The organism is Actinomycetospora sp., from assembly GCF_036497585.1.
Taxonomy (GTDB): Bacteria; Actinomycetota; Actinomycetes; order Mycobacteriales; family Pseudonocardiaceae; genus Actinomycetospora.
This window is the reverse complement of record NZ_DASXJD010000196.1, coordinates 1-26,003: the sequence shown is the minus strand read 5'-3', so window position 1 is coordinate 26,003 and position 26,003 is coordinate 1. Positions and strand designations below refer to the sequence as shown.

Annotated in this window: 24 protein-coding genes; 12 read left to right on the top strand and 12 right to left on the bottom strand. The window is 74.8% G+C overall.

Annotated features, from left to right (window positions below; genetic code table 11):
• The first annotated feature begins 68 nt into the window (after window positions 1–68).
• The 5 genes from ilvA to VGH76_RS18795 all read left to right on the top strand — a co-directional run bounded on the left by ilvA (window position 69) and on the right by VGH76_RS18795 (window position 3,802).
• Entirely contained in the window at window positions 69–1,340 is a 1,272-nt protein-coding gene (gene ilvA / locus VGH76_RS18815) for a threonine ammonia-lyase IlvA (RefSeq protein ID WP_331558243.1), read from the top strand.
• 111 nt (window positions 1,341–1,451) lie between these two features.
• A complete protein-coding gene (locus VGH76_RS18810; protein WP_331558242.1) occupies window positions 1,452–2,258 on the top strand; it encodes a PIG-L family deacetylase in 807 nt (268 codons plus the stop codon).
• Window positions 2,255–2,980 carry an AzlC family ABC transporter permease gene (locus VGH76_RS18805; RefSeq protein ID WP_331558241.1) on the top strand — a complete coding sequence of 242 codons (726 nt, stop codon included), beginning with the start codon at window positions 2,255–2,257 and terminating at the stop codon, window positions 2,978–2,980. Before VGH76_RS18810 ends, VGH76_RS18805 begins: the two co-directional genes overlap by 4 nt.
• A complete protein-coding gene (locus tag VGH76_RS18800; RefSeq protein ID WP_331558240.1) occupies window positions 2,973–3,299 on the top strand; it encodes an AzlD domain-containing protein in 327 nt (108 codons plus the stop codon). The genes VGH76_RS18805 and VGH76_RS18800 overlap by 8 nt, the downstream gene beginning before the upstream one ends.
• A gap of 212 nt (window positions 3,300–3,511) precedes the next feature.
• Complete coding sequence (locus VGH76_RS18795; protein WP_331558239.1) at window positions 3,512–3,802, top strand: hypothetical protein; 291 nt, start codon at window positions 3,512–3,514, stop codon at window positions 3,800–3,802.
• A 10-nt stretch (window positions 3,803–3,812) separates the two neighbouring features.
• On the opposite strand, the gene VGH76_RS18790 is transcribed toward VGH76_RS18795, so the two are convergent.
• Genes VGH76_RS18790 through VGH76_RS18780 form a run of 3 tightly spaced genes read right to left on the bottom strand, consistent with a single transcriptional unit; the run spans window position 3,813 to window position 7,486 of the window.
• Window positions 3,813–5,045 (bottom strand): MFS transporter, encoded by a 1,233-nt coding sequence (locus VGH76_RS18790; RefSeq protein WP_331558238.1) that lies wholly within the window; start codon window positions 5,043–5,045, stop codon window positions 3,813–3,815.
• A gap of 45 nt (window positions 5,046–5,090) precedes the next feature.
• Window positions 5,091–7,022, bottom strand: coding sequence for a cytochrome c oxidase assembly protein (locus VGH76_RS18785; protein WP_331558237.1), 1,932 nt, complete (start codon window positions 7,020–7,022; stop codon window positions 5,091–5,093).
• Window positions 7,019–7,486, bottom strand: a complete 468-nt coding sequence (locus VGH76_RS18780) for a hypothetical protein (RefSeq protein WP_331558236.1) — start codon at window positions 7,484–7,486, stop codon at window positions 7,019–7,021. Before VGH76_RS18780 ends, VGH76_RS18785 begins: the two co-directional genes overlap by 4 nt.
• A gap of 58 nt (window positions 7,487–7,544) precedes the next feature.
• On the opposite strand from VGH76_RS18780, the gene VGH76_RS18775 reads away from it, so the two are divergent.
• A complete protein-coding gene (locus VGH76_RS18775; protein ID WP_331558235.1) occupies window positions 7,545–9,818 on the top strand; it encodes a heavy metal translocating P-type ATPase in 2,274 nt (757 codons plus the stop codon).
• Between the two features lie 227 nt (window positions 9,819–10,045).
• Here VGH76_RS18775 and VGH76_RS18770 read toward each other — a convergent pair whose 3' ends face one another.
• Window positions 10,046–10,228, bottom strand: a complete 183-nt coding sequence (locus VGH76_RS18770) for a hypothetical protein (RefSeq protein WP_331558234.1) — start codon at window positions 10,226–10,228, stop codon at window positions 10,046–10,048.
• Window positions 10,229–10,310: 82 nt separating this feature from the next.
• Window positions 10,311–11,465 carry a hypothetical protein gene (locus VGH76_RS18765; RefSeq protein ID WP_331558233.1) on the bottom strand — a complete coding sequence of 385 codons (1,155 nt, stop codon included), beginning with the start codon at window positions 11,463–11,465 and terminating at the stop codon, window positions 10,311–10,313.
• Window positions 11,466–11,532: 67 nt separating this feature from the next.
• On the opposite strand from VGH76_RS18765, the gene VGH76_RS18760 reads away from it, so the two are divergent.
• Together VGH76_RS18760 and VGH76_RS18755 are read left to right on the top strand one after the other, a co-directional pair.
• Window positions 11,533–12,156 (top strand): putative glycolipid-binding domain-containing protein, encoded by a 624-nt coding sequence (locus tag VGH76_RS18760; protein ID WP_331558232.1) that lies wholly within the window; start codon window positions 11,533–11,535, stop codon window positions 12,154–12,156.
• A gap of 14 nt (window positions 12,157–12,170) precedes the next feature.
• Window positions 12,171–12,839, top strand: coding sequence for a TVP38/TMEM64 family protein (locus VGH76_RS18755; protein WP_331558231.1), 669 nt, complete (start codon window positions 12,171–12,173; stop codon window positions 12,837–12,839).
• Between the two features lie 157 nt (window positions 12,840–12,996).
• Here VGH76_RS18755 and VGH76_RS18750 read toward each other — a convergent pair whose 3' ends face one another.
• Together VGH76_RS18750 and VGH76_RS18745 are read right to left on the bottom strand one after the other, a co-directional pair.
• Window positions 12,997–13,257 carry a hypothetical protein gene (locus tag VGH76_RS18750; RefSeq protein ID WP_331558230.1) on the bottom strand — a complete coding sequence of 87 codons (261 nt, stop codon included), beginning with the start codon at window positions 13,255–13,257 and terminating at the stop codon, window positions 12,997–12,999.
• A gap of 101 nt (window positions 13,258–13,358) precedes the next feature.
• On the bottom strand, window positions 13,359–14,891 hold the full coding sequence (locus VGH76_RS18745; RefSeq protein WP_331558229.1) for an FAD-dependent oxidoreductase: 1,533 nt from the start codon (window positions 14,889–14,891) through the stop codon (window positions 13,359–13,361).
• 144 nt (window positions 14,892–15,035) lie between these two features.
• Between VGH76_RS18745 and VGH76_RS18740 the strand changes: the two genes are divergently transcribed.
• The 3 genes from VGH76_RS18740 to VGH76_RS18730 all read left to right on the top strand — a co-directional run bounded on the left by VGH76_RS18740 (window position 15,036) and on the right by VGH76_RS18730 (window position 19,453).
• Window positions 15,036–16,502, top strand: coding sequence for an NAD-dependent succinate-semialdehyde dehydrogenase (locus tag VGH76_RS18740; RefSeq protein ID WP_331558228.1), 1,467 nt, complete (start codon window positions 15,036–15,038; stop codon window positions 16,500–16,502).
• 155 nt (window positions 16,503–16,657) lie between these two features.
• Entirely contained in the window at window positions 16,658–18,616 is a 1,959-nt protein-coding gene (locus tag VGH76_RS18735; RefSeq protein ID WP_331558227.1) for a DUF6777 domain-containing protein, read from the top strand.
• A 108-nt stretch (window positions 18,617–18,724) separates the two neighbouring features.
• Complete coding sequence (locus VGH76_RS18730) at window positions 18,725–19,453, top strand: TSUP family transporter (RefSeq protein WP_331558226.1); 729 nt, start codon at window positions 18,725–18,727, stop codon at window positions 19,451–19,453.
• 106 nt (window positions 19,454–19,559) lie between these two features.
• Here VGH76_RS18730 and VGH76_RS18725 read toward each other — a convergent pair whose 3' ends face one another.
• The 4 genes from VGH76_RS18725 to VGH76_RS18710 are packed head-to-tail and all read right to left on the bottom strand — an operon-like array spanning window position 19,560 to window position 23,785.
• The gene (locus VGH76_RS18725) at window positions 19,560–21,230 is read right to left on the bottom strand and encodes a glutamate--tRNA ligase (RefSeq protein WP_331558225.1); all 1,671 of its coding nucleotides are present in this window, start codon (window positions 21,228–21,230) and stop codon (window positions 19,560–19,562) included.
• Between the two features lie 9 nt (window positions 21,231–21,239).
• A complete protein-coding gene (locus VGH76_RS18720) occupies window positions 21,240–22,394 on the bottom strand; it encodes an SPFH domain-containing protein (protein ID WP_414637757.1) in 1,155 nt (384 codons plus the stop codon).
• A gap of 26 nt (window positions 22,395–22,420) precedes the next feature.
• Window positions 22,421–22,849: an NfeD family protein gene (locus VGH76_RS18715; protein WP_331558224.1), complete on the bottom strand. Its 429-nt coding sequence runs from the start codon at window positions 22,847–22,849 to the stop codon at window positions 22,421–22,423.
• A 24-nt stretch (window positions 22,850–22,873) separates the two neighbouring features.
• The gene (locus tag VGH76_RS18710) at window positions 22,874–23,785 is read right to left on the bottom strand and encodes a DUF3097 family protein (RefSeq protein ID WP_331558285.1); all 912 of its coding nucleotides are present in this window, start codon (window positions 23,783–23,785) and stop codon (window positions 22,874–22,876) included.
• A gap of 140 nt (window positions 23,786–23,925) precedes the next feature.
• On the opposite strand from VGH76_RS18710, the gene VGH76_RS18705 reads away from it, so the two are divergent.
• Window positions 23,926–24,717 (top strand): hypothetical protein, encoded by a 792-nt coding sequence (locus VGH76_RS18705; RefSeq protein ID WP_331558223.1) that lies wholly within the window; start codon window positions 23,926–23,928, stop codon window positions 24,715–24,717.
• A gap of 70 nt (window positions 24,718–24,787) precedes the next feature.
• Here the strand turns inward: VGH76_RS18705 and VGH76_RS18700 are convergent, their stop codons facing one another.
• Window positions 24,788–25,870 carry a ferrochelatase gene (locus VGH76_RS18700; RefSeq protein WP_331558222.1) on the bottom strand — a complete coding sequence of 361 codons (1,083 nt, stop codon included), beginning with the start codon at window positions 25,868–25,870 and terminating at the stop codon, window positions 24,788–24,790.
• Window positions 25,871–26,003 lie beyond the last annotated feature (133 nt).

The following is a 26,003-nucleotide window of genomic DNA, read 5'->3' as shown; positions in this document are numbered from 1 at the left end:
CTCGGGCGAGCGCCGCCCACCGCCACCTACCATGAGCCGTTCGGACCACACGAGCAGGGAGCAGTGCGATGGGCGGGGACGGGACGGCGTTCGAGAAGCAGGTGCTCGAGGCCTCGGAGCGTCTCTCCGGTATCGCCGAGCTCACCCCGCTGCAGCAGAACCTCCGGCTGTCGGCCGCCTCCGGCACCAACGTCTGGTTCAAGCGCGAGGACCTGCAGGTCGGCCGCTCCTACAAGCTGCGCGGCGCCTACAACCTGATCTCCCAGCTCGACGACGACGCCCGCGCCGCCGGCGTGGTCTGCGCGAGCGCCGGCAACCACGCGCAGGGGTTCGCGTTCGCCTGCCAGGCCCACCGGGTCCGCGGCCGCGTCCTCATCCCCTCGACCACCCCGCGCCAGAAGCGCGAGCGGATCGCGGCCCTCGGCGGCGACATGGTCGACCTCGTGGTGCAGGGCGACACCTACGACGAGGCCTCCGCGGCGGCCACCGCGTTCGCCGAGGAGACCGGCGCGACGCTCGTGCCGGCCTTCGACGACAGCCGCACCGTCGCCGGACAGGCCACCGTCATCGCTGAGGTCGTCGAGCAGCTCGGGCACGCGCCCGACGTCGTCGTCGTCCCGGTCGGCGGGGGCGGGCTGCTGGCCGGCACCGCCACCTGGTTGCAGTCGGCGCACCCGCGAACCCGGGTGATCGGCGTCGAGCCCGCGGGCGCACGGAACGTCGCCGCCGCCCTCCACGCCGGCACCCCGGTGGTGCTCGAGGAGGACGGGTTCGACCGGTTCGTCGACGGCGCTGCGGTCCGCAAGGCCGGGGCGGTGACGTTCCCGCTGATCCGCCGCTCGGGCGCGCAGCTCATCGCCGTCGACGAGGGCCTGGTGTGCACCGAGATGCTCGCGCTCTACCAGACCGAGGGGATCATCGCCGAGCCCGCGGGAGCCCTGGCCGGGGCGGCGCTGCGGGCCGACGGGCCGGAGCTCGACCTGCGGCCCGGCGAGACGGTCGTCGCCATCCTCTCCGGCGGCAACAACGACGTCTCCCGCTACGCCGAGGTCATCGAGCGCTCGCTGCGCCACCAGGGCCTCAAGCACTACTTCCTCGTCGAGTTCCCCCAGGAGCCCGGCGCGCTGCGCCGCTTCCTCGACGAGGTCCTCGGACCGGACGACGACATCACGCGGTTCGAGTACGTCAAGCGCGACAACCGCGAGTCGGGTCCCGCGCTCGTCGGGGTCGAGATCGGGCGGCCCACGGACTACGAGCCGCTGCTGGAGCGGATGGCCCGCTCGCCGCTGCAGATCGAGCCGCTCGAGCCGGGCTCCCCCGCGTTCCGCTTCCTGGTCTGACGATGGGGCGCCTACCGAGCGTTCGCGCGGAGCGCGGCGTTCGGGTGCCCGGTTCGCGGATGTCCGCTTCGTCGGAACGCGGTGCGAACGCTGCGTGACGAGCATCGGGTCATGCTCACGAACACAGCGTCTGTCACACCACGCCCGACGATCACCGACCCCGCCCAGCTCGGCACCGTCCTCGGCGTCTGGGCCCACCCCGACGACGAGGCGTTCCTCGCCGCCGGCCTGATGGCCGGGGCCCGCCGCGCCGGCCACCGGGTCGCGTGCATCACCGCGACCCTCGGCGAGCGCGGGACCGACGACCCGCAGCGCTGGCCGCCCCGACGGCTCGCCGCCGTGCGTCGCCTGGAGCTGCGCGCGTCGCTGGCCGCGCTCGACGTCACCGAGCACCATCTGCTCGGCGTCGTCGACGGCCGCTGCGCCACCGAGTCGGCGCCGGCGCGGATCGCCCAGATCAGTCGGATCGTCGAGCAGGTCGCGCCGGACACCATCGTCACCTTCGGCCCGGACGGCTACACCGGCCACGAGGACCACCAGACGGTCTCGGACTGGGCACGGGCGGCGCGCGACCTCACCGCGCCGCACGCGCGCCTGCTCTTCGCCACCAGCACCGACGAGTTCGTGCGGCGCTGGTCGCCGGCCCGCGACGCGTTCGACGTCTTCCTCGCCGAGGGACTGCCGCTCGCGACGCCGGAGTCCGCCCTGGCCGTCCGCGTCGACCTCGACCCGGACCAGGTCGACCGCAAGCTCGTCGCCCTGCGCGCCCAGGCCAGCCAGACCACCGCGCTGTTCGACGCGCTCGGCGAGACCCGCATCCGCGAGTGGTGGTCCACCGAGGCCTTCGTCTCCGCGGACGACGCGGACGACGCCGACCGGGACGCCGCGAGCTGGGGCACGTGGCAGGTGGCGGCATGACCACCATCGCCTCCCGCCACCCCCGGGCCGTCCGCGCCGCGTCGCCACTGTGGCGCGGTCTCGCCGACGGGGCCGGGATCGTCCTCGCCTACGTGCCCTTCGGCACCGCGCTGGGGGCCGCCCTGGCGCGGACCGGGCTCCCACCCGGCCTGTCGTGGTCGTCCTCGCCGCTGCTCTTCGGCGGCGCCGCCCAGCTCGTCGCGGTCCAGCTGCTCGCCGGTGGTGCGCCCGCCGTCGTCGTCGTGGCCGCGTCCCTGGTCGTCAACGCCCGCCTGCTGCTCTACAGCGCCTCGCTCGCGCCCTACGCGCGGGGCTGGCCCCGGCGGTGGCGCTGGGCGGGCGCCTACCTGCTGGTCGACCCGGTCTACGCGCTCGCGATGGGCCGGTTCGCCGGAGCCGACGACGACGGCGAGCCGCGCGGCCGGCTGCGCTACTACCTCGCGGCGGGGGCCACGATGTGGGTCGGGTGGTCCGTGCTCACCGGCGCCGGGGTCGTGCTGGGCGGGCTCCTGCCGGCCTGGCTGCCCCTCGGGCTGGCCGCACCCCTGACGTTCCTCGTGCTGCTGCTCCCGATGCTCGCGGGCCGCGCCGCCTACGCGGCCGCCCTGGTCGGCGGGGTCGTGGCGCTGCTCGCCGCCGGCCTGCCGCTGGGCCTCGGGCTGCTCTGCGGAGCCGGTGCCGGCGTCGTCGCCGGCGTGGTCGCGGAGGGCCGTCATGCGTGAGCTGGCCGTCCTCGTCGTCATCGGCCTGGGCACCTACCTCATGCGGGTGTCGTTCCTCGCGACTGCCGGGGCGGGACCGCCGCGACGGCTCGCGCGGTTCCTGCCCCACCTCGGCCCCGCCGTCCTCGCCGCGATCACCGTGCCGACCCTCGTCGCCCCCCGCGGGCACGTGGCTGTGGACGAGACGCTGCCCGCGCTCGTCGCCGCCCTCGGCTGCTGGCTGCTCTGGCGGTGCACCGGACGCCTCCCGGTCGCGCTCTTCGGCGGCCTCGGCCTCTGGTGGTTCGGGCTCGGAATGTTCGCGGTCCTGACGGTGTGACGTCTCGAATGTCCGGCACACGAAACGATCCGCGTGAGCACCCCTTCACGTTGGGTGAAGTTCACGGGATATTGGTCTGTTCGGTGGTGCAGACGCCCGGACGCACCTCGAAACAGTGACCAGGAATACGTACCGCGGGCCAACGGGGGGCGGCAGCGATGTATCACGGACCCAGGACGATCCTGCTCGCCGGAACCATCGACCGGGCCGCGGTGGGCGAACTGCTCGAGTATTCGCGCACCCAGGCCGATCAGGGCCGACGTCGTCTCGTGGTCGACATGGCCGCGGTGAGTCGTTGCGACGGCGACGGCCTGACCGGACTGGAGGAACTCGTCGCGGGATGGTGCGGAATCCCGGTCAACGTCGTCGGCGCGCGGTGGTCGCAGTTCCTTCCCGCGCTGCTCGCCGTCGACAACGAATGCCTCACGACGGAGCGCGAGCGGGTGCGGGCACTCGTCGCGCCGTCGGGGGCCCAAACGGCGTCGACCACGCCGTCGAGATGAGGCCGGCGCCTCAGCTCCCGGAGCGCGCGGCGTCCCGTCGTTCGGCGCCGACCGGGGTGACGGCGACAGCGACCAGCGGGGCCAGCGCGGCGACCGCGAAACCGATCGCGTAGCTGGTCCCCCCGATCAGCGCGCCGAGCACCGGCGGCGCCGCCGAGGCCACCACGTTCTGCGTGGTGTTCTGCACGCCGAGGGCCCGGCCGGACCACGCCTGGCCGGCCATCTCGGCGGTGGAGGTGAACGCGAGGCCGTTGTCGGCCACGGTCACGATCGCCCCCACCACGATCGCCGCCACCGCGATCACCGGCACCCAGGCCGAGCCGAGGGCGAACCCCAGCATCACCAGCGCCGAGGCGACGGCGAGCTGACGCATGGGGCGCAGCCGGGATCCCACCCGGTCCGACCACCAGCCGGTGGCGATCCGCCCGGCCGCCCCGAGGATCTGCGCGACGGCGACGAACACGCCGGCGACCCCCGCGGACCAGTGCTGCTCGCGGACCAGGTACTCCAGCGCGAAGGCCGAGATCGCGAACTGCGGCAGCACCAGCAGGGCCGACGCCGCGTGCAGCCGGTAGAGGGTCGGCGTCCGGTACGGGCTGCCGGTCGGCTCGTGCGGTGCCGGCGGTCGTCGTGGGGCGTCCTGCGCGACGACCACGACGAGCCCGGCCGCGAGCAGGCACGCGAGCCCGGTCCAGCCCAGGGCGACGAACGGGCCCTCGCTGCCGGCCAGCACCGGCAGGAGCAGCGCGGCGAGGGCGACCCCGAGGGGTTGGGCGGTCTGGCGGATGCCCATGGCCACGCCGCGCTCCTCGACGCCGAACCAGCCCATGATCAGCCGCCCGCTCGCGGCGTTGACCGAGGCCGCGCCCATCCCGGCGAACCCGAGCAGCAGCGCGATCGCCACGAGCGAGGTGGGCGGCGCCAGCGCGACCGCCCCGACGACCACGCCCGCGAGCCCCAGCCCGAGCGCCATCGGGAACCGCTCCCCCACCCGGTCGACCACGAAGCCCCACGCGACCAGGGTCAGCAGCAGACCCGTCGTCGGGGCCGCAACGACCACGCCGACCTGGGCGAGCGAGAGGCCGCGCTCGTCACGCAGCGTCGGGACCAGGAACGGGATGCCGTAGACGAAGGAGGACGCCGCGGTCTGGGCGAGCACCCCGGCGGCGAGGATCGCCCAGCGCCGGCGCGGACGGCTCGGCGCGACCACGGTCTCCGACTCGGCGCTCACGATCGTCAGCATGCCTCACGAAGCACCATCATGCGAGACGCTTCCCACATCGTGAGATTATGGGCGGGCGAGCAGCTCCCGGGCGGCCGAGTCCTCCGCGGCGCCCGCGCGGTGCCACTGCACGAGGAGCACGACGACGACGGCGAGCAGCGGCACGTCGCCCATCCCCCAGGCGAGCAGGGCGGCGACGTGCTGGTCAGCGAGCAGGTCGACGGCCCAGGGCAGGCGCAGGTGGGAGTAGAAGTCGGTGACGAACACCTGACCGCCCCCGCCGTCGGCCGCGAGGGTCGACGGGATCTGGGCGACCGGCCGGTCCGCCGCGAGCAGGATCACACCGAACAGCGCGTGGAACGGCATCGAGGCGACGAGCACCGCGAGGCGCGCCACGTGCGGGAGCCGGGCCCCGGGCGCGGGGTCCACGCCGACGAGGACCCAGAAGAACAGGTACCCGACGACGAGGAACCACAGCGAGATCGCGGGCATCAGCCAGCCCAGCGGCTGCAGCAGCGAGAACACCGGCGTCAGGTAGAGCAGGAAGGGTGAGCCCACCACGAGGACCGCGGCCACCGCGGGGTGCGCGAGCAGCCGCAGGGCGGGGGCGTCGAGCAGGGCCTCGAGCCGGTCGCGGGCGTCGCCCTCCTCGGGCAGCGCCCGCCGGGCGAGCGTCACCGGCCCCCCGAGCACGAGCAGCACCGGCACGACGATGCTGATCAGCATGTGCTCGGCGACGTGCGCGCTGAACAGCGCGTCGGCGTAGCGGCCGAGCCCGGAGGAGCTCGCGAGCACCAGCAGGGCGCACCCCGTGAACCACGCGACCGTCCGCCCGACCGGCCAGCCCGGCACGCGGGGCAGCCACCGGCCGTACACCAGGGCGAGGACGGCGGCGAGGGTCACCAGGACGACGTCGGGACGCCACGCGCCGAGCAGGGTCCCGATCGACGGCGGGTCGGGGATGCCGAACCCGAGGACGGCCTCGGTCGGGGTGGTGTGGAAGGGCGCCTGCACCGGCGGGACGGCCCGGGCCATGGCCACCGAGAGCCCGGTGACGACGGCGAGCAGCGCGATCTCGAGCGCGGCGGGCCCGATAGTAGCAACGGCACGATCCTGGCGTCCGACGCCAGGGAAAAGGGGAGCACGCCGATACGGCCGTTCGCGCATCGCGAAGCGGCGCCGCACCAGAACCCCCAGCACTACCACGGTCACCGCCGCCGCGAGGAGCACCAGCACCCCGTAGGCGGAGGCCAGCTCCCCCACCGACGGCACGAGGACGGCGGCCGCGAGCACCGCGCTCGCCACCGTCACCACCGCGCACACCGTCGACACCGTCCCGGCCCGCGCGGCGAACCGGGCCCGGGCGGCCTCGTCGTGGGGACACCCGACCAGCAGCGCCCCGATCGTTCCGAGCCACACCGTCGCCGCGATCACGTGCAGCCCGACGGCGGGGGCGCCGAGGTCCTTGCCGACCCCGTCGATCGCGTGCCCGGTCACCACCGGCCCGAGCAGCGCCAGGCAGGCCACCAGGCCGGCCCCGAGCGTCGAGGACCATGTCCGGGCCTCGCGCACCCACACCGCGACGACCGCGGCGCCCACCGAAGTGGCGAGCCAGCCCACCGGCGCCGCCCGCACCACGAGCTGCACCACCAGGTCGGGACCCGGCGCGGCGAGCCCGCCGGAGACGTCGGCCACCGTGAGCACCGCCGCCGCCAACGACAGCACCGCCCAGGTCCAGGCCGCCGTCGACCCCACCGCCCGCTCCCCCGTGGACGGGCCGCCGGCGCCGTCGCCCAGCACGACCGCCCGGACCAGCACCCCGAGCGCCACCGCGGCCGCACCGGCCACCGCGAGGCGCACCACCGGCAGCCCGAGCCGGACCAGCTCGCCCGGATCGGCCAGCCCGAGGACCGGGTAGGCCGCGCGGCCCAGCAGCAGCGCAGCGACGAGCACCGTCACCGCGCCGGCGACGACGGCGGGGACGAGGCGGCGGGTCACGGGTCCAGGCGTCCGGGGTACCGCGCCCGGTACTCGTCGAGGTGCTGGGACTTGCAGACGTGCTGTTCCTTCTCGTTGATGGCCTGGCGCATGCACTCGTCGAGCGTGCGGGCCTGCGAGGCGTGCAGGTAGGTCACCGCGCTCTCCAGCGTCGGCCACTCCACCGCGGTGCCGATGACGAACGCCACGAGCCCGACGACGAGCGCCGCCACCGGCTTCGCGCGCCCCACCGCACGGCCCGACCGGACGCGCATCAGCGCCACCAGCGCGGCGACGAGCGCGACCAGGCCGAGGACCATCCCGCCCCAGCCGGTCCAGGAGCTCACCAGCGCCATCACCGCCGCGACCAGCGCGAACGTCGCCGCCCCCGTCGCGCCGCCGGGGCTCTGTCCGGGCTCGCGACCAGGCTCCTCCGGCCCGGTCGGCGGCGGGCTCCCCGACTCCGACGCGCTGGTGCTGGTCACGGCTCCGATGGTGACACCCGGTGTGCGCGCACCCGCGCCGGGGGCGCACCATCGGAGCATGACCGACACGGCGGCGCTCGCCGTCGACGCGCAGGACCGCCCGGGCGCCCAGGAGCCCGCCGAGGACTTCCTGCTCACCGGGATGACCTGCGCGGCGTGCGCCTCCCGGATCGAGCGGCGGCTGAACAAGGTCGACGGGATCTCGGCGACGGTGAACTACGCCACCGAGCGCGCGACCGTGCTGCGCGACCCGGCGGTGGACCGGCGGACGGTCGTCGACGTCGTCGCGAAGCTCGGCTACGGCGCGACGCCGCTGCGCGCTCCGGAGGAGGGTCCCGACCGGGAAGGGCAGCACGCCGACAGGGGGGCCAGGGTGCCCTCCCGCGACGACCGCGTCGCCGACCTCTGGCGCCGCCTCGTCGTCGCGGCCGTGCTGTTCATCCCGATGGTCGACGTGCCGCTGGTGCTCTCCGTGCTGCCCGCCGCGCGCTTCCCCGGGTGGGAGTGGGTGGTCGTGGCGCTCGCGGCGCCGGTGGTCGGGTGGTCGGCGTGGCCGCTGCACCGCGCGGCGGTGGTGAACGCCCGGCACGGTGCGTCGTCGATGGACACGTTGATCTCGCTGGGGATCGTGGCCGCGACGGTCTGGTCGCTGGGCTCGATCCTGCTGGGGCACCTCCCCGATCCGGCCGCCGGTGGCGCGCTCTCGGTGTTCCTCGACCCGGTCGGGCCGCTCTACCTCGAGGTCGCCGCCGCGGTGACGACGTTCGTGCTCGCCGGGCGCTACGTCGAGGCGCGGGCGAAGCGCTCGGCGGGTGACGCGCTCGCCGCCCTCGCGGCGCTGGCCGCCCGCGACGTCGCCGTCCTCCTGCCCGACGGCAGCGAGACCCGGGTGCCGGCGTCCGCCCTCGCCGTCGGGACCCGGTTCGTGGTGCGGCCCGGCGAGAAGATCGCCACCGACGGCGTCGTGGAGTCCGGGGCGTCCGCGGTCGACCGCTCGATGCTGACCGGCGAGACGGTGCCGGTCGAGGTGGCGGCCGGCGACGCCGTCACCGGCGGCACCGTCGCGACCGGTGGGCGGCTCGTGGTGACGGCGATCGCGGTCGGGTCCGCGACGCAGCTCGCCGGGATGATCCGGCTGGTCGAGTCGGCCCAGGCGTCGAAGGCGTCGGTCCAGCGGCTGGTCGACCGGATCTCCTCGGTCTTCGTGCCGGTGGTGATCGGCCTCGCCGTGCTGACCGCCGTGGGCTGGTGGCTGGCGGGCGGCGACGCCGGGCAGATCTTCGCGGCGGCGCTGTCGGTGCTGGTCATCGCGTGCCCGTGCGCGCTCGGTCTCGCGACCCCGACCGCGATGCTCGTGGCCTCCGGCCGCGGCGCCCGCGAAGGCATCTTCCTCAAGAGCCACCAGGCGCTGGAGTCGAGCCGCACCGTCGACACCGTCGTGCTCGACAAGACCGGCACGGTGACGACGGGGGCGATGACGGTCCGCGCGGTGCACCTCGCCCCCGGCGAGGACCCGGTCCGCGTGCTGCGGCTGGCCGGCGCGGTGGAGGACTCCTCGGAGCACGCCGTCGCCCGTGCGGTGGCGGCCCGGGCGCGCGACGAGGGCGGGGTGCTGCCGCCCGTCGAGGACTTCGAGGCGCTGCCGGGACTGGGGGCGCGCGGGACCGTCGAGGGCGTGGCCGTGCGTCTGGGGCGGCCCTCGGCGGCACTCGGGCTGCCCGACTGGGCGCCGGAGCCGGCGGCGGACTCGACGCTGGTGGTCGTGGAGCACGACGACTCGGCGGTCGCCGTGCTCGAGCTGGGCGACGAGATCAAGCCGTCGGCCGCGCCCGCGATCGCCCGGCTGCGCGCGGCCGGGCTGCGCACCGTGCTGCTCTCGGGCGACCGGGCGGGCGCGGCGGAAGCGGTGGGCGCGGCGATCGGCGTGGACGACGTCGTCGCCGACGTGCTGCCGGCGGACAAGGTCGAGGCGATCGCGGCGCGGCAGCGGGACGGGGCCCGGGTCGCGATGGTCGGCGACGGGATCAACGACGGTCCCGCGCTCGCGGCCGCGGACCTGGGGCTCGCCGTCGGGGCCGGGACCGACGTGGCCCTCGAGGCGGCCGACGTCATCCTGGTGCGCGAGGACCTCGCCGCCGTCCCCGATGCGCTCGAGCTCGCTCGCCGGACGGCGACCACGATCCGCCGCAACCTCGTCTGGGCGTTCGGCTACAACGTCGCGGCGATCCCCCTCGCCGCGTTCGGCCTGCTCAGCCCGTTGATCTCCGGGCTGGCGATGGCCCTGTCCAGCGTGCTCGTGGTGTCGTCGAGCGTGCGGCTCCGCCGCGTGTGACCGGATACGGACGAGGCCTTGCCCGGCCGCGCCCGGCGTCGAACCCTCGACGGGGAGGGCGCCGACGAACTCCCGCGGCGGCCCGCTGATCCGGGGGACACCGTCATGGACGCGATCACCGACGACGAGCTCGCCACGCTCCTGCGGGACACCGACCCGCTCGTCCACCCGGTGGACCTCGAGCAGGCCGCGAGCCTCGCCCGGGGGCGACCGGCGCCCGCCTGAGCTCAGATGAAGCTGAGGAGCCCGACCGTCCCGACGATCGCGACGGCGCTGGCCAGGCCGAACGTCCGGTGGGCCCCGCGATGGGTCACGAGGAAGAACAGGCTGATCGCCAGGAGGACGGCGGCGATCACCAGCCCGACGACCGCCACCACGAGTTCCACATGGCCCCGCCCCGCGCCGCTCATGTCCACCGTCCCGCGAGATCCGCATCCGTCGGACGGTCCAACGCGGTGACCCGACCGGAGTGACGGTCGGGTGGAGACGGGTTCAGCCCCGCCCGCGGGCCGCCCGCTGCAGCTCGACGTCGAATCCCTCACGGCGCATTCGCTGGTCGATGTAGAGCAGGCCGGTGACGCCGGCCTGGAACGGCGTCGTCAGCGTCGCGCCGACCACGGTGCCGATCGAGGTGACCAGCAGCGGCAGCGGCGCGTACGGGTCCGTCTCCCCGATCGCGCGCCCGACCCCGGTCGCGACCACGCTGAACGGGATCCCGACGATCCCGGCCACCATCGTCACGATGACCGCGGTCAGCAGGAGGATGCCGAGGATCGGCCAGAACCGGCCGCGGACCAGCGCCGGGGACCGTCGCAGCGCCGCGACCACCCCGCCGCCCTCGAGCACGTAGGCGGGCGCGGCCAGCGCGAGCCCGACCGCGACGACGACGGCGAGCACGATCCCGGCGAGCAGACCGAGGACGGTCAGCGCCGCCGTCGCGCCCGCCGGGGCCCCGACGAGGGCCAGCACACCGGCGGGGACCAGCGGCACGAGGAACCCCAGCACCGTCGCCACCGCGACCAGGACGACGACGCCGAGCAGCCCCGGCAGCCGCGGCCGGGCCGCCTCCCAGCAGTCGCGCGCCACGATCGGCGCGCCCAGCACCGAGCGGCTGAGCACCACGACGAGCAGCCCCGTCAGCACGGTGTTGGCCAGCAGCCCGAGCAGCAACCCGACGCCGGCGAGGGTGGCCGCGCCGCGGAGCACCCCGCCCAGCTGGGCGAGGTCGGGGGCGCCGGTGCCGCTCGAGGAGGCCAGCCCCTGCAGCGACGCCCCGAACCGCGACTGGAAGGGCGCCTGGACCAGCACCGTGACCACCGCGACGACCGCCGAGATGCCGAGCACGACACGCGGGTGCGCGCGGATGTACCGGAAGGCGCCGTCGAGGAGCTCGCCGAGGGTCAGGGGCCGCAGCGGCACGATGCCCGGCCGCGGCACCGCCACCGGTCCCCCGAACCCCCACGGGTCCGCCGGCTTGCCCGGATGCCGCGGGGGCGGGGCGGGCGGCGGGGCGGGCGGCGGTGCGGGCGACGGGGTGGCGGGACCGTCCCCGGCGCCGGTGGCACGGGAAGGGTCCCAGGGCGCCACCGCGTCGGGGTCCCGGTCGGCGCCCCGGTCGTCGCGGGGACGGTCCTGCGGCTCGCTCACCTTCACCCCTGTGCTCTCGTGTCCGACTGATCGTCTTCGTCGGATCCGATCGTGCCACGATGGCGCGGTGGCCCCGATCTCCGCACTCTGGCGTCGTCTGGACGAGCCCCACGGTCTCGTGCACGGCGTGATCTCCGAGCTCGAGCCCACCCCGGACCACCCGGACGGCGCCTTCCTCCTCGACGGCGCGGCGATCGGCACCGACTCGCCGGACGACACCGGCCCGATCGGTGAGCAGGAGGCGCCGCGCCCGTGGTCGACCCGCTTCTCCGTGGTGGTCGACGCCGGGTGGCGCACCCGGTCGTGCTTCGTGGAGGTCCTCGGCAGCGACGGGCTGGACCGCGTCACCCTCACCGCGGACGCCCTGGGGCACTGGACGCTCGACGGCCGGGACTGGGCCGACCTCGAGGGCTGTGCGGACGTGGACGTGTCGATCTCGCCGTTGACGAACACGCTCGTCGTGGCCCGGCTCGGGCTCGACGTCGACGAGGAGCGCTCGGTGGACGTCGCGTGGCTCGACGTCCCCTCGCTCGCCGTCGCGCGGGTCACCCAGACCTACCGGCGCGAGCCGGACGACGCCGACGGTCAGCGGTACGTCTACGCCGACCCGACCTACGGCTCCTTCCTGTTCACCGTGGATCCCCGCGGCGTCGTCCGTGAGTACCAGGGCCTGTTCGCCCGGGTCGCCTGACTACCCTCGGAGGGGTGCGGAACCGGACGCGCGCGCTGCTGCTGCTCGGGGCGCTTGTCGTCACCCTGGTGGTGGCGCTCACCGTCCCGTTGCCGTCGCCGCTCGAGCTGCGGGACTGGGCGATCCGACTGGGGCCCACCGCTCCCCTGGTCTTCTTCCTCGCACACGCGATCGTCACCACCACCCCGATCCCCCGCACCGCCTTCACCCTCGCGGCCGGGCTGATGTTCGGGCCGGTGTGGGGGCTGGCCCTCGCGGTCGGCGCGTCGATGGTGTCCGCGCTGCTCGGCTTCGCGATCGCGCGCCGGCTCGGGGGGCGGGCGATCGCCCGGCTCGGGCCGCACCGGGTGCGGGCCCTGGAGGAGCGGCTCTGCGAACGCGAGCTGCTCACGGTGACCTCGACACGTCTGGTCGGCCTCCCGTTCGCGCCGCTCAACTACACCCTCGGGGTCACCAGCGTGGGCTGGCCGGCGTACATGATCGGCACGGTGGTGGGGCTCGTCCCCGGGACGGCGGCGGTGGTCCTGCTCGGGGACGCCGTCACCGGCGGGACGTCGCCCGGGATGATCGCGATCCTGCTGGTGACGGGCACGCTGGGCGCGATCGGGGTGATCGTGTCGGCGCGCGGGCGGCGGCGGAGCGCTCCGGCGGGCGAGGACGGGCCGGAGGCCGATCCGAGCTGAGGGGTCGACGTTCCGGCGAGGGGCGCCCCTGAACGGCTAGATCGACCGAAGGTGCCCTTCGCTCAGATCGGGGGCCGGTCAGGGATTCCGGCGAGGGGCGCCCCTGAACGGCTAGATCGACTGAAGGTGCCCTTCGCTCAGATCGGGGCGGCGGGGATCAGCCGCCCTGCGCCGCCGGGGTCCCGGTCTCGGCGGGGCCGCGGGTCGGGGTCGGGCCGGCGGCCGGGCGGGGCGCGTTCGACGGCTGCGGCGGCTGCACCGGGGCGGGCGTGATCGCGCCGGGGGTCGGGGCCGGCCCCGGGGCCGGGAAGCCCGAGGTGGAGTAGCCGTTGGGGCTCGAGGGCTGGTCCGGCGCCGGCTCGGCGGAGTAGGTGCAGCCCGCGAGCACGCCGGCCGCCGCGGCCGCCACGACTGCCACCGCTCCCACCTTGGCCGAGGACGCCGTCCGTCGGGTTCGCACGCAGTTCTCTCCTCGTCGCTCGACACGCGGTGCGCGAGCACCCTAGCGCCTGCCGGTGATCACGTCCGGGTGCGTCCCGCGAGGATGCCGCGCGGCGCGATCGAGCGGACCGGTTCCGGGGCCGCCCCCTCTTCACGCAGGACGTCGTTGGCCGCCAGCACCGCGGTGAGGGCGGCGCGCTCCATCAGCGCCGACGGCACGTCGCTGGCGACCCAGTCCCCCGCCAGGCGCAGCCCCCGCGCGTCGGTGAGCACGCCGGGACGGCGCGGGTGGTAGCCGGGGTCGAAGCCGGGTGCGTTGGTGTAGCGGTGGGCGTCGACGTCGAGCACCTCGAGCCCCGCGAACTCCGGCCAGAGCGCGGTCAGCTCGGCGCGCATGGCCGCCACCAGGTCGTCCAGCGATTCCTCGGGCGGGCAGGCGTAGGAGTGCAGCTCGATCACCGACCCGCCGGCCTGCCGTGCCCAGGCAGCCGACTCCGCCTCGAGCCGGTGGAAGAGCGTCACCGAGTCGAGCACGCGCTCCCGGGTGACGCCGGTGAACGGGGCGTGCGACGGGTCGACGTCGCCACGGCACCACAGCCGCGCCACCACGTAGGGCTCGCCGCCGGGGAGCTCCGCCACCTGCCCGGCCAGGCGCGGGGCTGTCGTCGCGAACCCCGGCGACCGGTCGAACAGCGCCCGCGTCCCGGGCACGTCGGTGGCGACGACGAGGTGCCGCGCGGTGCGCGTCGGGCCGTCCGCCACCCCGACCGACCACCCGGACGGGCCGTTGACGACGACGGTGGCCCGCGCCCCCGTCGTCACCGTCGCCCCGTGCTTCTCCAGCAGGCGGGTGAAGGGCTCCCACAGCGTCGTCGCGTACTGGTCGCGGGGGGCGTCCATCCCGAGGCCCTCGGGATTGCCGGTGAAGTAGAAGTGGCACATCGCGAGGAACTCCGCGGCGGAGTAGCGCTGCTCGGTGTTGAAGAAGGAGTGCGCGAAGACCTCGAAGAGCATCGCCCGGCCCCGCTCCGAGAAGCCCAGGGAGTCCAGGAGGTCGGCGGTGGTGCGGTGGTCGTGGCGGGTGAAGGTGGTCACCGGGTCGTAGCGCAGCATCTCGACCGCCTCGCGGCCGTCGACCTTGCGCAGGTCCCGGAGCCGGAAGCTCGGCGAGCGCCAGACCAGGGCGGCCAGGTTGGCCAGCGGCACCCGCGGCAGGTCGGTGAAGTCCTCGGCGGCCCACGCCGGGTCACGGCCCTCGATCGGGTAGCCGCCGACGTCGCGCAGGAACCCGAGATCCGGGTCGAGGCGGCGCAGGATCGCCCGCAGCGTGTAGTACTGCCGGAAGAAGCCGTGGTAGCCGTGCTCGACGGTGACCGGGCTGCCGTCGGCCAGCGTGCGCCGCCACGTCCCCAGCCGGCCCCCCAGGGTCGGGGCCGCCTCGAGCAGCTCCACCGGCACCCCGCGCTCGGCGAGGACGAGCGCGGCGCTCACGCCCGCGATCCCGCCCCCGACGACGACCGCCGACCCGCTGTCCTCCGGGACGCGCGACGGCAGGTCGGGGCGGGCGGCGACGACGGGGTGGGGGGAGAACGCCGTGCGGGGGGAGAACACGGCACCGAGCGTAAGCAGGAAGCCGCCCATCGGCGCGGCGCGCGGCCTCCCGGTGTGGGGGGCGGACCGACGGGGCACCTCACCGGCCGAACCGACCGGGCGGGCCGCGGGGTCGGGAGCGGTCGAGGGGAGCTGGAGCACGCCATGGGTGACGCCGCACGGGAGCGCCGGATCGTCGAGGAGGTCCCGAAGAAGCTGCTGATCGGCGGCCGGGAGCGCGACGCCGCGGAGGGGAAGACGTTCCCCGTCGAGGACCCGTCGACCGGCGAGATCCTCTGCGAGGTGGCCGACGCCTCCCCCGACGACGGCATGGCCGCGCTGGACGCCGCGCACAAGGCGCAGGCGCAGTGGGCGGCCACCGCCCCCCGCGACCGCGGGGAGATCCTCCGCCGCGCCTTCGAGATGGTCACCGAGCAGGCCGACGACATCGCGATGCTCATGACCCTCGAGATGGGCAAGCCGCTCGCGGAGTCGAAGGCCGAGATCACCTACGCCGCCGAGTTCTTCCGCTGGTTCTCCGAGGAGGCGGTGCGGATCTCCGGGGAGTGGAAGGTGAACGCGACCGGCAGCGGCCGGGTGCTCGTGATGCGCCAGCCGATCGGCCCGTGCCTGCTCATCACGCCGTGGAACTTCCCGCTCGCCATGGGCACCCGCAAGATCGGACCGGCGATCGCGGCCGGCTGCACCGTCGTCATCAAGCCCGCGGCCCTGACGCCGCTGACGATCCTCAAGCTCGCCGACATCCTCGCCAAGGCCGGGCTGCCCGAGGGCGTGCTCAACGTCGTGACCACGAAGTCCACCGGCAAGGTGATGGGCCCGCTGATCGCCGACCCCCGGCTCCGCAAGCTGTCGTTCACCGGGTCCACCGAGGTCGGCCAGAAGCTCATCGAGCAGTCCGCGCAGCAGGTGCTCAAGACCTCGATGGAGCTCGGCGGCAACGCACCCTTCATCGTGTGCGCGGACGCCGACGTCGACGCCGCCGTCGACGGCGCGATGCTCGCGAAGATGCGCAACATCGGCGAGGCGTGCACCGCGGCGAACCGGTTCTACGTCCACGCCGACGTCGCCGAGGAGTTCACGAAGAAGCTCACCGACCGCATGGGCTCGATGACGATCGGGCGCGGGGTGGACGAGGGCGTCGAGGTCGGCCCGCTCGTGGAGGCCGACCAGCGCGACAAGGTCGCCGAACTGGTCGACGACGCCGTGCAGAAGGGCGCCAAGGTCCGCACCGGCGGCCAGGTGCCGAACGGCGCCGGCTACTTCTACCCCCCCACCGTGCTCGCCGACGTGCCCACCTCGGCGCGGCTGGTCAAGGAGGAGATCTTCGGCCCGGTCGCGCCGGTCTTCACCTTCACCGAGGACGACGAGGCGGTCCGCGCCGCCAACGACACCGAGTTCGGCCTCGTGAGCTACCTGTACACCCGGGACCTGCAGCGGGCGATCCGGCTCTCCGAGCGGCTCGAGGCCGGCATGGTGGGCCTCAACCAGGGCATGGTCTCCAACGCCGGCGCGCCGTTCGGCGGCTGGAAGCAGTCCGGCCTGGGCCGCGAGGGCGGCGACGTGGGCATCGACGAGTACCTGGAGATCAAGTACGTCGCGATGAACGTGTAGATCCTCCGGACCCTGACCACGCAGCGTGGTCGAGATGATCCACTCCGAAGTGCAGTAGTGCACTACGGCATACCGGCCGGTGCCGCAGCGGCATCGTCCCCGGCGACAGGTGACGTGTGTCATCACAGGCCGGGGTCAGGGTGGGGAGGGCCGGGATGGGCCAGGATTCGTCGCCGGGCGGGATGAACCCGTCGGGGTGGACGCCGAGGTACTCGCCGCTGGGTGGCGGCGGAGGGGCGACGCCACCCGGGGCGACCGGGGGGTTCGGCGCGGCGACGTCGGCCACCACCCCGCACACGGCGCCACCCGTGCCGCAGCAGTGGGGCCCGCCGAGCGGCGGCATCCCGGGTCCGACCGGGCCCGGCGGGCCGCCGCCGGGGACGGGCGCCGGGACGCCGCCTCCCGCCCTCGGCGGGAAGCCGCCGCGGACGGGGCACTCCCGGGCGCGCATCTGGATCGCCGTCGGCGTGGTTGCCCTGCTCGTCGTCGGCGGCGTCGCCTGGTTCGCGCTGTGGGGGACCTCGAGCGCCCAGGCCGCCCAGGTGCAGCTGGAGGCCACCTCGACCGCCGGGCCCTCGCCGTTCACGGCCCCCGTCGGCCAGGACACGGCCGGCGTCGTCGCCCCGGCCAACGCCCAGGGGACGCAGCCGGGCAACACGGGCGGGCTCTACGCCCAGGACCCCGCGAAGGCGTCCTGTGACACCGCGTCGCTGGTCAACCGGGTCACCGCGGACCCGGCCAAGGCCGCCGCGTGGGCGAAGCCGCTCGGCATCGACGCGAACGGCGTCGGCGGGTTCGTCAACAGCCTGGACGCGGTGACGCTGCGGGCGGACACCGCGGTCACCGAGTACGGGTACGGCAGCGGGCAGTTCCAGCCCTATCCGGCGGTGCTGCAGGCCGGGACCGCGGTGCTCGTCAACAGCTACGGCGAGCCGACGGTCAAGTGCTACAACGGCGACCCGCTGGGCGCCCCGACCGCGTCGAACAACTCGGGCTCGTACGTCGGCCTGCCGTGGAACGGCTGGGTCAAGGAGCGCACGATCGTCGTGACGCCGGCCCCGGCGCCGCAGACCCAGATCATCGTGGTCAACCCGGGCACCAACACCCCGAGCCCGAAGCCGCTGCCGCCGAACCCGAACCCGAAGCCGAACCCGGGTCCGCCGACGACGGCGGGGGGCCAGCTGGTCCTCACCGCCACGCGCAACTACGACGGCACGGTCACGCTCTCCGACGGCCGCATCCTCGACGCCAACGGCAAGGTCGTGCCGCCGAAGGTCGTGGCCGATCTGCCGCCCAACACGCAGACCCTGCCCGACGGCGGGCACAAGCTGCCCAACGGCGTGATCCTCAACGTCGACGGGACCACGCGGAACCCGATCGTCATCAACGGGCAGATCGTGGACGGCCAGACGAAGGTGCTCAACAACGGACAGGTGGTGGTGTTCAACTACGACGGCTCCGTGACGATCGTGACGCCCGGCAAGGACGGGAAGGTCCAGATCCTCAACGCGAACGGGACGCCGCGGTCCACGACGACGATCCCGGCGGGCGCCGTGGTCGGGCCGGACGGCTCGTTCACCCAGCCCCCGAGCACCCAGGTGTTCAACCCGAACGGCACGCCGCGCGCCGACGTCGACCTGCCGAACGGTGGGAAGGTCGACCAGAACGGCAACAACACCCCGCCGCCGGACGCGAAGATCGACAAGACGTTCCAGAACGCGAACGGCACGATCGGCGGCGACGCGCAGAAGAACGCCCAGAACGCGCAGCAGACCGGCACGACGGGGCAGCAGGGTCACGGCACGGCCGGGCAGCCCGGTACTCCCGGCACGGCCGGGACGGCGGGCCAGACCGGGCAGACCGGCCAGACCGCCTGCGTGCCGGGGACCCCGGCCACGGCCACCACGCCGGCCTGCCCGGCGGTCCCGGAGAAGCAGACCGGGACCTCGACCGAGGGCAGCTCGACCAGCGGCACGGGCACCGGTTCCGGCACCAGCACGAGCGGCGGCGGGAGCGGCTCGAACGGCAGCGGCTCGTCCGACGGCAGTGGTTCGAGCGGCGGCTCCGGCTCGAGCGGCGGGTCGGGCAGCGGGAGCTCGACCTCGGGCGGCTGATCGCCGGTACGTCACGCGCGACGGGCCCCGGCACCAGAGGTGGTGCCGGGGCCCGTCGTCGTCTCCGGGTGCAGCGCGCGCCCGCCCTCGTGCGGGACGATGCCGGGCGTGAGCCCGGTCGTGACCGCCCTGCTGGTCGCGGTCCCGGTCGCCGGGGGCGCGACGCTGCAGCGCACCACCGGCCTCGGTCTCGCCCTCGTCGCCGCGCCGTTCCTCGTGGCGGTGCTCGGGCCGCAGGACGGGGTGTCGTTCGGGAACGCCCTGCAGATCGTGCTCTGCCTGCTCGTGCTGATCGGGACGTGGCGGACCACCCGCTGGGGCGCGGCCGGTGCGCTGCTGCTCGGCGCGGCGGTCGGGGTGCCCGCCGGGGCGCTGCTGGTGGGCAGGCTCCCCGAGGGGCCGCTGCTGGTCGTCGTCGGCGGTCTCGCGCTGCTGGGGATCGCGCTGGCGGCGCTGCCCCAGGCCGGGGTCGTGCTCCGCGGCTTCCCGGGCGCGGTCGGGGCCGGGGTCGCCGCGGGCTTCGTCAACGCCGCCGCGGGGGTCGGCGGCCCGTTGATCTCGGCCTACGGGATGGCCCGGCGCTGGGACCGGACCAGCTTCGTCGCGACGGCGCAGGTCGTGCTGCTGGCGATCAACGTGACGTCGTTGCTGGTCAAGGGCGTCCCGACGCTGCCGGTCGCGGTCTGGGGGGCCGGCGCGGCGGCGTTGGTCGTGGGGGTGGCGGCCGGGGGTCCGGTGTCGCGGCGCCTGGGCCCGGTCGCGGGCCGGCGTCTCGTGCTGGCGGTGGCGACGGCGGGCGCGGCGGCGACGGTGGCCCGCGGCGTGCTCACGCTCTGAGGCGGCTCACACGACGAACCGGGCCGCCGTAGCGGCGCCGCCGCCGAGATCAGGCGGTCGGGACTCCATCATCCGGCCACCACGGGGCGTTCGTCACGAATCGCCCTCAGCGCCCGAGCGCCCCCAGCCTGCGCACCACCTCGTCCGCCCCGAGCACCCGGGTGACCTCGTACAGGTCCGGGCTGCGCTGCGCCCCGGTGAGGAGTACGCGGATCACGTTGGCGGCGTCGCGCAGCATGCCCGGGAAGGCGTCCGGGTCCTTCTTGTAGGTCTTCGGGTTGGGCGCGAACCCGTGGCTCTCGGCGAGGTCGCGGATCTGCTGGAACCAGGTCGGCTGGTCGCCCTCGTGGGTGTAGCCGGCCGCGAGGTCGGCGGCGAGCGCGTGCACGATCTCGGGGGCGAGGCCGTTGAAGCGCTCGTCGGCGGGGTCGGTGACGTCGGTGAACAGCGCCGGGAAGAAGAATCCGTACGCGCTGCGGAAGTCCGACCAGCGCGCGAGGTCCTTGCGCGGGTTCTCCACCCCGATCCGCTCGACGTCGATCGCGGCCAGCGCCAGCGCCTCGTGCTCGTCGAGCACCTCGACGAGCTCGGGGTCGTAGGTCGCCGCCCATCCCCGCACGGCCGCGAGCACCTCGGGGGCGGGCAGCGTCGCGACGAAGTCGGCGCAGATGTCGGCGAGCTTCACGGTGTCGACCAGCGGGCCGGCCGCCTGGAAGTCGTCGAGGCGCAGGGGGGTGGCGAGCGCCTCGGGCACCGGGAGCTCGGCCAGACGCGCGTTCGCCAGGCCGCGCAGGTAGGCCAGGACGGCCTCGGCGGGGTAGCCGGCCTCGAGGTAGAAGTCGACCGAGGCCTCGGCGTCCTTGCGCTTGGAGAGCTTGCGCCGCGAGCTCCCTTCTTGCTTCATCAGCGGCGCGAGGTGGGCGTACTCGACCTGGGGGAAGCCGAGCGCGGCGAAGAGCTGCAGGTGGGTCGGCACCGAGGACAGCCACTCGTCGCCGCGCACCACCAGCGAGGTCCGCATGAGGTGGTCGTCGACGGCGTGGGCGAAGTGGTAGGTCGGCAGCCGGAGGCCCCCAGTGTCGAGGGTGGCGGAGGTCTTGAGGATGACGACGTCGTTGTGGTTGTCCTCGGCCTCGACGCGCCCCCGGAGCCGGTCGGTGAACGCCACCCGCTCGCCGACCCGGCCCTCGGAGCGGAACCGAACGACGTACGGGTCGCCGGCCTCGAGCCGGCGGCGCACCTCGTCGTCGTCGGCGTCGCGCCACGGGGCCCACCGGCCGTAGTAGCCGGTGGGCAGCTTCAGCGTCCGCTGCCGCTCGGAGATCTCGGCGAGCTCGTCCTTGGTCGCGAAGTCCGGGTAGGCGCGGCCCTGGCGCATCAGCTCGCGCACGAACGACAGGTAGATCGCGCTGCGCTCGGACTGGCGGTAGGGCGCGTAGGGGCCGTCGTCGCCCGTGCGCGAGGTCGGCCCCTCGTCGGGACGCAGGTCGAACGCGTCGAACGCCCGGGCGAACTGCGCGTCGGCCCCGGCCACCTCGCGGGCCTGGTCGGTGTCCTCGATCCGGAGGAAGTAGACGCCGTCCGAGGCGTGCGCGAGGTCGCGGGACACCATCGCGGTGTAGATCCCGCCGATGTGCACGAACCCGGTGGGGCTGGGCCCGAACCGCGTCACGAACGCCCCGGACGGCACGTCGCGGGCCGGGTACCGCTGCTCCCACTCGGCCGTCTCCGGCAGGTCGGGCGGGAAGAGGGAGTCGACGGCGGCGCGGTCCAGCATGTCCCCAGGCTAGTGGTCGCCCGTGGTCGGGCTCCCGTTCGACCCGGCGCCCGCGACACCCTGCGTGGCGATCGCCTCGGCCTTCGCCACCGCGGCCGCGATCTCCGGGTCGGTGCGGGTGTCGAACCAGTCGGCGACGTCGTCGTCGGCGTCCCCGGCGCGCTTCGCGGCGGTCTCGTCGTCGACCGGCGAGGGCTGGAAGCGGAACACCCCGTCCTCACCCGGGGCGCCGAGCATGCGGGTGAAGCCCTCCAGCGCCTTGCCGAAGTCGCTCGGCACTACCCACATCTTGTTCGCGTCGCCCTGCGCCATCTGCGGCAGCGTCTGCAGGTACTGGTACGCCAGCAGCTCGGGAGTCGGCTTGCCGGCCTTGATGGCCGCGAAGACCTTCTCGATGGCCTTCGCCTGCCCCTGCGCCTGGTAGTAGCGGGCGGCCCGCTCGCCCTGGGCGCGCAGCATCCGCGACTGGCGGTCGGCCTCCGCCTCGAGGATCGCCGCCTGCTTGGCGCCCTCGGCGTTGAGGATGGCGGCCTGCTTGTTGCCCTGCGCCTCGGCGACCGAGGCCTCGCGGTGCCCCTCGGCGGTGAGGATCATGGCGCGCTTCTCGCGGTCGGCGCGCATCTGCTTCTCCATGGAGTCCTGGATCGACGGCGGCGGGTCGATCGCCTTGAGCTCCACGCGGACCACCCGCAGGCCCCAGGGCCCGGTGGCGTCGTCGAGGGCGCGGCGCAGCCCGGTGTTGATGGTCTCCCGGGAGGTCAGCGCCTGCTCCAGGCTCATCCCGCCGACCACGTCGCGCAGCGTCGTCGTCGTGAGCTGCTGGACGCCGTTGATGTAGTCGTTGATCTCGTAGACGGCGTTGCGGGGCTCGGTGACCTGGTAGTAGACGACGGTGTCGATGGAGACCGTCAGGTTGTCCTGGGTGATCACGGGCTGGGGCGGGAACGAGACGACCTGCTCCCAGAGCGCGACCCGCTCGCGGATGCGGTCGATGAAGGGCACGAGCAGCGTCAGGCCGGGCTCGGCGGTGCGCTGGTAGCGGCCCAGGCGCTCGATGACGGCGGCCTCGGCCTGCCGGACGACGGTGATGCTCCTGGCGATCGTGGTGACCACGAGGATCACGACGAGCACCACGAGGACTATGACGACGACGGACACGTCCATCGCTCCTCCCCCGCTCTGCGGATGGTTCAGGCTTCGGTGGGGGTGACGACGGCCGTCGCCCCGGATATCTCGACGACGACGACGGCCGTGCCGGTCGGGAGGTCGTCGTCGTGCAGCGATCGGGCCGACCAGAGGGAGCCGCGGAGCCGGACGGTGCCGGATCCGGCGGCCACGGCCTCGACGACCTCGCCCCGCGTGCCGAGCAGCGCGGTGGCCCCGGTGTTCACCGCGTCGTGTGCCAGGACCCGCCGGCGGACCGCCGGCCGCGCGACGAGGACGAGCAGGGCGGAGAGCACCGCGAAGACCGCGAGGTCCGGCCCCAGGGGGACCCCGGCCGCGGAGACGGCCGCCGTCCCGAGGGCGGCGGCGCCGAGCATGAGCAGCACGAAGCCCCCGGTGAGGACTTCGGCGACGACGAGCACCACTCCCGCGATCGCCCAGATGAGCGGGATCACACCGTTAGTGTGCCCCATCCGGCGTCACGTGGTGACGAAGTCGATCAACTGCTCCATCGCCGTGATGAGCGGGGTCTGCAGGTCGTTCCAGGTCGACACCGCCCCGAGCACACGCCGGGCCCCGTCGCGCTCGTCGCCCCACCCCAGGGCCGCGCAGACACCCTTCTTCCACTCGATGCCGCGCGGGATCGTCGGCCACTCCCGGATGCCGACGGCGGCGGGCTTCACGGCCTCCCAGATGTCGACGTAGGGGTGGCCGAGCACCAGCACGTGCTCGGCGGCGGCCCCGAGGTCACGGCGGAGCCCCTCCGCGATCCGCGTCTCCTTCGAGCCTGTGACGAGGTGGTCGACGAGCACCCCGAGCCGGCGGTCCGGGCCGGGGGCGAACTCCTGCGCGGCCTCGACCAGCACGTCCGCGCCGTGCAGCGGCTCGACGACGACGCCCTCCACGCGCAGGTCGTGGCCCCACACCCGCTCGACGATGGCCGCGTCGTGCACGCCCTCGACCCAGATGCGGTGCGGGCTCGCGACCTTGGCGCGCCGGTCGTCGCCGCGGACCGATCCCGACGCCGAGCGCTGCTGTTCGGGCGACTCCCGCGGGCGCGGCGGGGTCAGGGTGGCGAGCCGGCCCTCGAAGAGGAACGAGGCGGGCTTCATCGGGAACAGGCGACGACGCCCGGCGGCGTCCTCGAGGACGACCTCGCGGACGTCGGCGCGGATCACCGCGCCGCAGAAACTCCCGGTGGCGTCCTCGACGACGAGGCCGGGCTCGGCCTCGACGGTGACGATCTCCTGCGTGGGACGGTGGTTCGTGAGGCCGGGGAGCCCGCCGGAGCGGCCGGCGCCGCTGGACGGGCCGCCGCTGCGGGGGCCGGATGCCTGCCGGCCCAGGCCTCCGGTCGTGCGGAAGCCCGCGTCGCCGGTGGAGCCGTTCATGCCGCGGCCCTGCGTTCTCGCCACGGGGGACGACGGTAGTGGCGGTCCGTACCCGGACGGCGGCGCGACACGCGTCCTCCGGCGGCCGGTGCCCCGGGCGCGGTGGTCGGCCCGCCGAACACCTGCTTAGGCTGGTGCGCATGCCTGCTGCGAGTGCCTCCTTGGCGGTGTGGGGCGCGGCGTGGATCGCCGGCGCGGCCGCCGCCGACGACGTCCTCGACGCGCTCGCCCCGTGGTCCGAGGCCCACGATGTCGTGGCCGCCGACGCGGGGGTCGCCGCGGAGACCGATCTGCCGACCCCGGACCGCGCGGGCGCCGGGCTCGCCGCACTGCTGGTGCTGCTGCGCCGTCGCTGCGCCGGGGGCGAGTTGGACGCCCGGGTCGTCCTCCCCGTCGCCGGGGACGTCCGGGGCCTGCCCGGCCCGGAGACGCTGCGGACCTCGGCGCTGACGGCGGGCGAGTGCGCGGTGTTCCCGGGCGCGGGCCTCGCCGTCGTCCCCTCCGTGGTCGCCGACGGGGTGCTGCGCTGGACCGCCCACGTCGTCGACGAGGTCCCGCCGCAGGCGCACCCCAGCCTCACCGACGCCGAGCACGACCTGCGCACCGGCGTGCGCGAGGCCGCCACCACCCTGGCCGAGATGGACGTGGCGCGGCCGCGCGCCGGGGTGCGCGACGAGATCGCGGCCTCGCTGCGCGCCCGTCCCCAGCCGACCTGGCCCGCCGGGACCCCGGGGCGCCCGCTGCGGGTGCTGCAGCACGCCGACGAGGTCGAGGCGATCCTCGTCGCCGCCTCCGGGGACGATCCCGGCGGCGCGCTCACCTCGGCGAGCGCGCTCGCCCGCACCGATGCGCTGCGTCCGCTCGCGACCGCCGTCCGGGCCGCGCGGGTGGCCGCGGTCGCCGAGACGGTCCGGGTCCTGACGGCGGCCTGAGCCCTCCCCCTGAGACGAGCGAGCGGCACTCTCGCGCACTGAGAAGCAGCGAGGGTGACGCTCGCTCGTCTCAGGTGGAGCTCGCCGGGCGCCGCCGGGCCGCGGGCTCGCAGCAGCCGGGCGCGCACAGCGTGCCGTTGCAGCCGACCCCGCCACGCGGCCCGTCCCCGAGCTCCCGCACCGCGACACCGTCGACCTGCTCCGCGATGAGCTCGACGATCATGCGGATGAAGCGCGGATCGGAGCCGGCGCTCGCCGCGCGGGCCATGCGGACGCCGAGCTTGTCGGCCTGCTCGGCGAGCTCGGTGTCGAGGTCGAAGACGACCTCGATGTGGTCGGAGACGAACCCGACCGGGCTCACCACCACGTCGGTCACCCCGTCGGCCGCCAGGGCGTCGAGGTGGTCCTCGATCTGGGGGTCCAGCCAGGGGATCTGCGGCGGCCCCGAGCGGGACTGCCAGACCTGGTCGTGCTCGGCGGCACCGAGCTCGTCGGCCACGAGCCGCGCCGCCTCGCCGACCTGCCGCGAGTAGCGGTGCCCGCCCTCCTCGGGCGGCCCCGCGGTCTCGTCGGCCGAGACCGGGATCGAGTGCGCGGTGAAGACGAGACGGGCGTCGAGACCGGCGTCGAGGGTCTCCCGCGCGGCCCGCACCCCGTCGGCGACCGCCTCGACGAACAGCGGGTGGTCGTAGAAGTGCCGCAGCTTGGTCAGGTCCGGCACCGCGGACTCGTCGCCCAGCCGCTCGGCCGCGGCGGCCCGGGCCCGCGCGATGTCCTCGTGGTACTGCCGGCAGGCCGAGTAGCCGCCGTAGGCGCTGGTCGCGAACACGAGCGCGTTCCGGACGCCGTCGCGGGCCATCTCGGTGACGGTGTCCTCGGCGAACGGGTGCCAGTTGCGGTTGCCGAAGTAGACCGGCAGGTCGTACCCGGCGGTCGCGAGCTCGCGACGGAGCGCGGCGATGATCTCGCGGTTGAGGTCGTTGATGGGCGAGCGGCCGCCGAAGTGGTGGTAGTGCTCCTCGACGGCGTCGAGCCGCTCGGGCGGGACGCCCCGGCCCCGCGTGACGTTCTCGAGGAACGGCCGGACCTCGTCCGGAGCCTCCGGACCGCCGAAGGACAGGAGGAGGACGGCGTCGAACGGGTTCGTGCTCACCTCACCATCGTTCCCCGGCACAGCGTTCCTGCCACGTGTGACCCCGGACTGCTCCGAATGGCCGATCGCTCGGACGAGTGATCGCCTTTACCTTTCATCACGGTGCGAGGGGGCTCTGCGCCGTTCAGGGGGG

Coding starts and splice junctions, on each gene's coding strand:
- ilvA (WP_331558243.1), top strand. CDS start 69: ATGGGCGGGGACGGGACGGCGTTCGAGAAGCAGGTGCTCGAGGCCTCG.
- VGH76_RS18810 (WP_331558242.1), top strand. CDS start 1,452: ATGCTCACGAACACAGCGTCTGTCACACCACGCCCGACGATCACCGAC.
- VGH76_RS18805 (WP_331558241.1), top strand. CDS start 2,255: ATGACCACCATCGCCTCCCGCCACCCCCGGGCCGTCCGCGCCGCGTCG.
- VGH76_RS18800 (WP_331558240.1), top strand. CDS start 2,973: ATGCGTGAGCTGGCCGTCCTCGTCGTCATCGGCCTGGGCACCTACCTC.
- VGH76_RS18790 (WP_331558238.1), bottom strand. CDS start 5,045: ATGCTGACGATCGTGAGCGCCGAGTCGGAGACCGTGGTCGCGCCGAGC.
- VGH76_RS18775 (WP_331558235.1), top strand. CDS start 7,545: ATGACCGACACGGCGGCGCTCGCCGTCGACGCGCAGGACCGCCCGGGC.
- VGH76_RS18770 (WP_331558234.1), bottom strand. CDS start 10,228: ATGAGCGGCGCGGGGCGGGGCCATGTGGAACTCGTGGTGGCGGTCGTC.
- VGH76_RS18740 (WP_331558228.1), top strand. CDS start 15,036: ATGGGTGACGCCGCACGGGAGCGCCGGATCGTCGAGGAGGTCCCGAAG.
- VGH76_RS18735 (WP_331558227.1), top strand. CDS start 16,658: ATGGGCCAGGATTCGTCGCCGGGCGGGATGAACCCGTCGGGGTGGACG.
- VGH76_RS18725 (WP_331558225.1), bottom strand. CDS start 21,230: ATGCTGGACCGCGCCGCCGTCGACTCCCTCTTCCCGCCCGACCTGCCG.
- VGH76_RS18720 (WP_414637757.1), bottom strand. CDS start 22,394: ATGGACGTGTCCGTCGTCGTCATAGTCCTCGTGGTGCTCGTCGTGATC.
- VGH76_RS18710 (WP_331558285.1), bottom strand. CDS start 23,785: ATGAACGGCTCCACCGGCGACGCGGGCTTCCGCACGACCGGAGGCCTG.
- VGH76_RS18705 (WP_331558223.1), top strand. CDS start 23,926: ATGCCTGCTGCGAGTGCCTCCTTGGCGGTGTGGGGCGCGGCGTGGATC.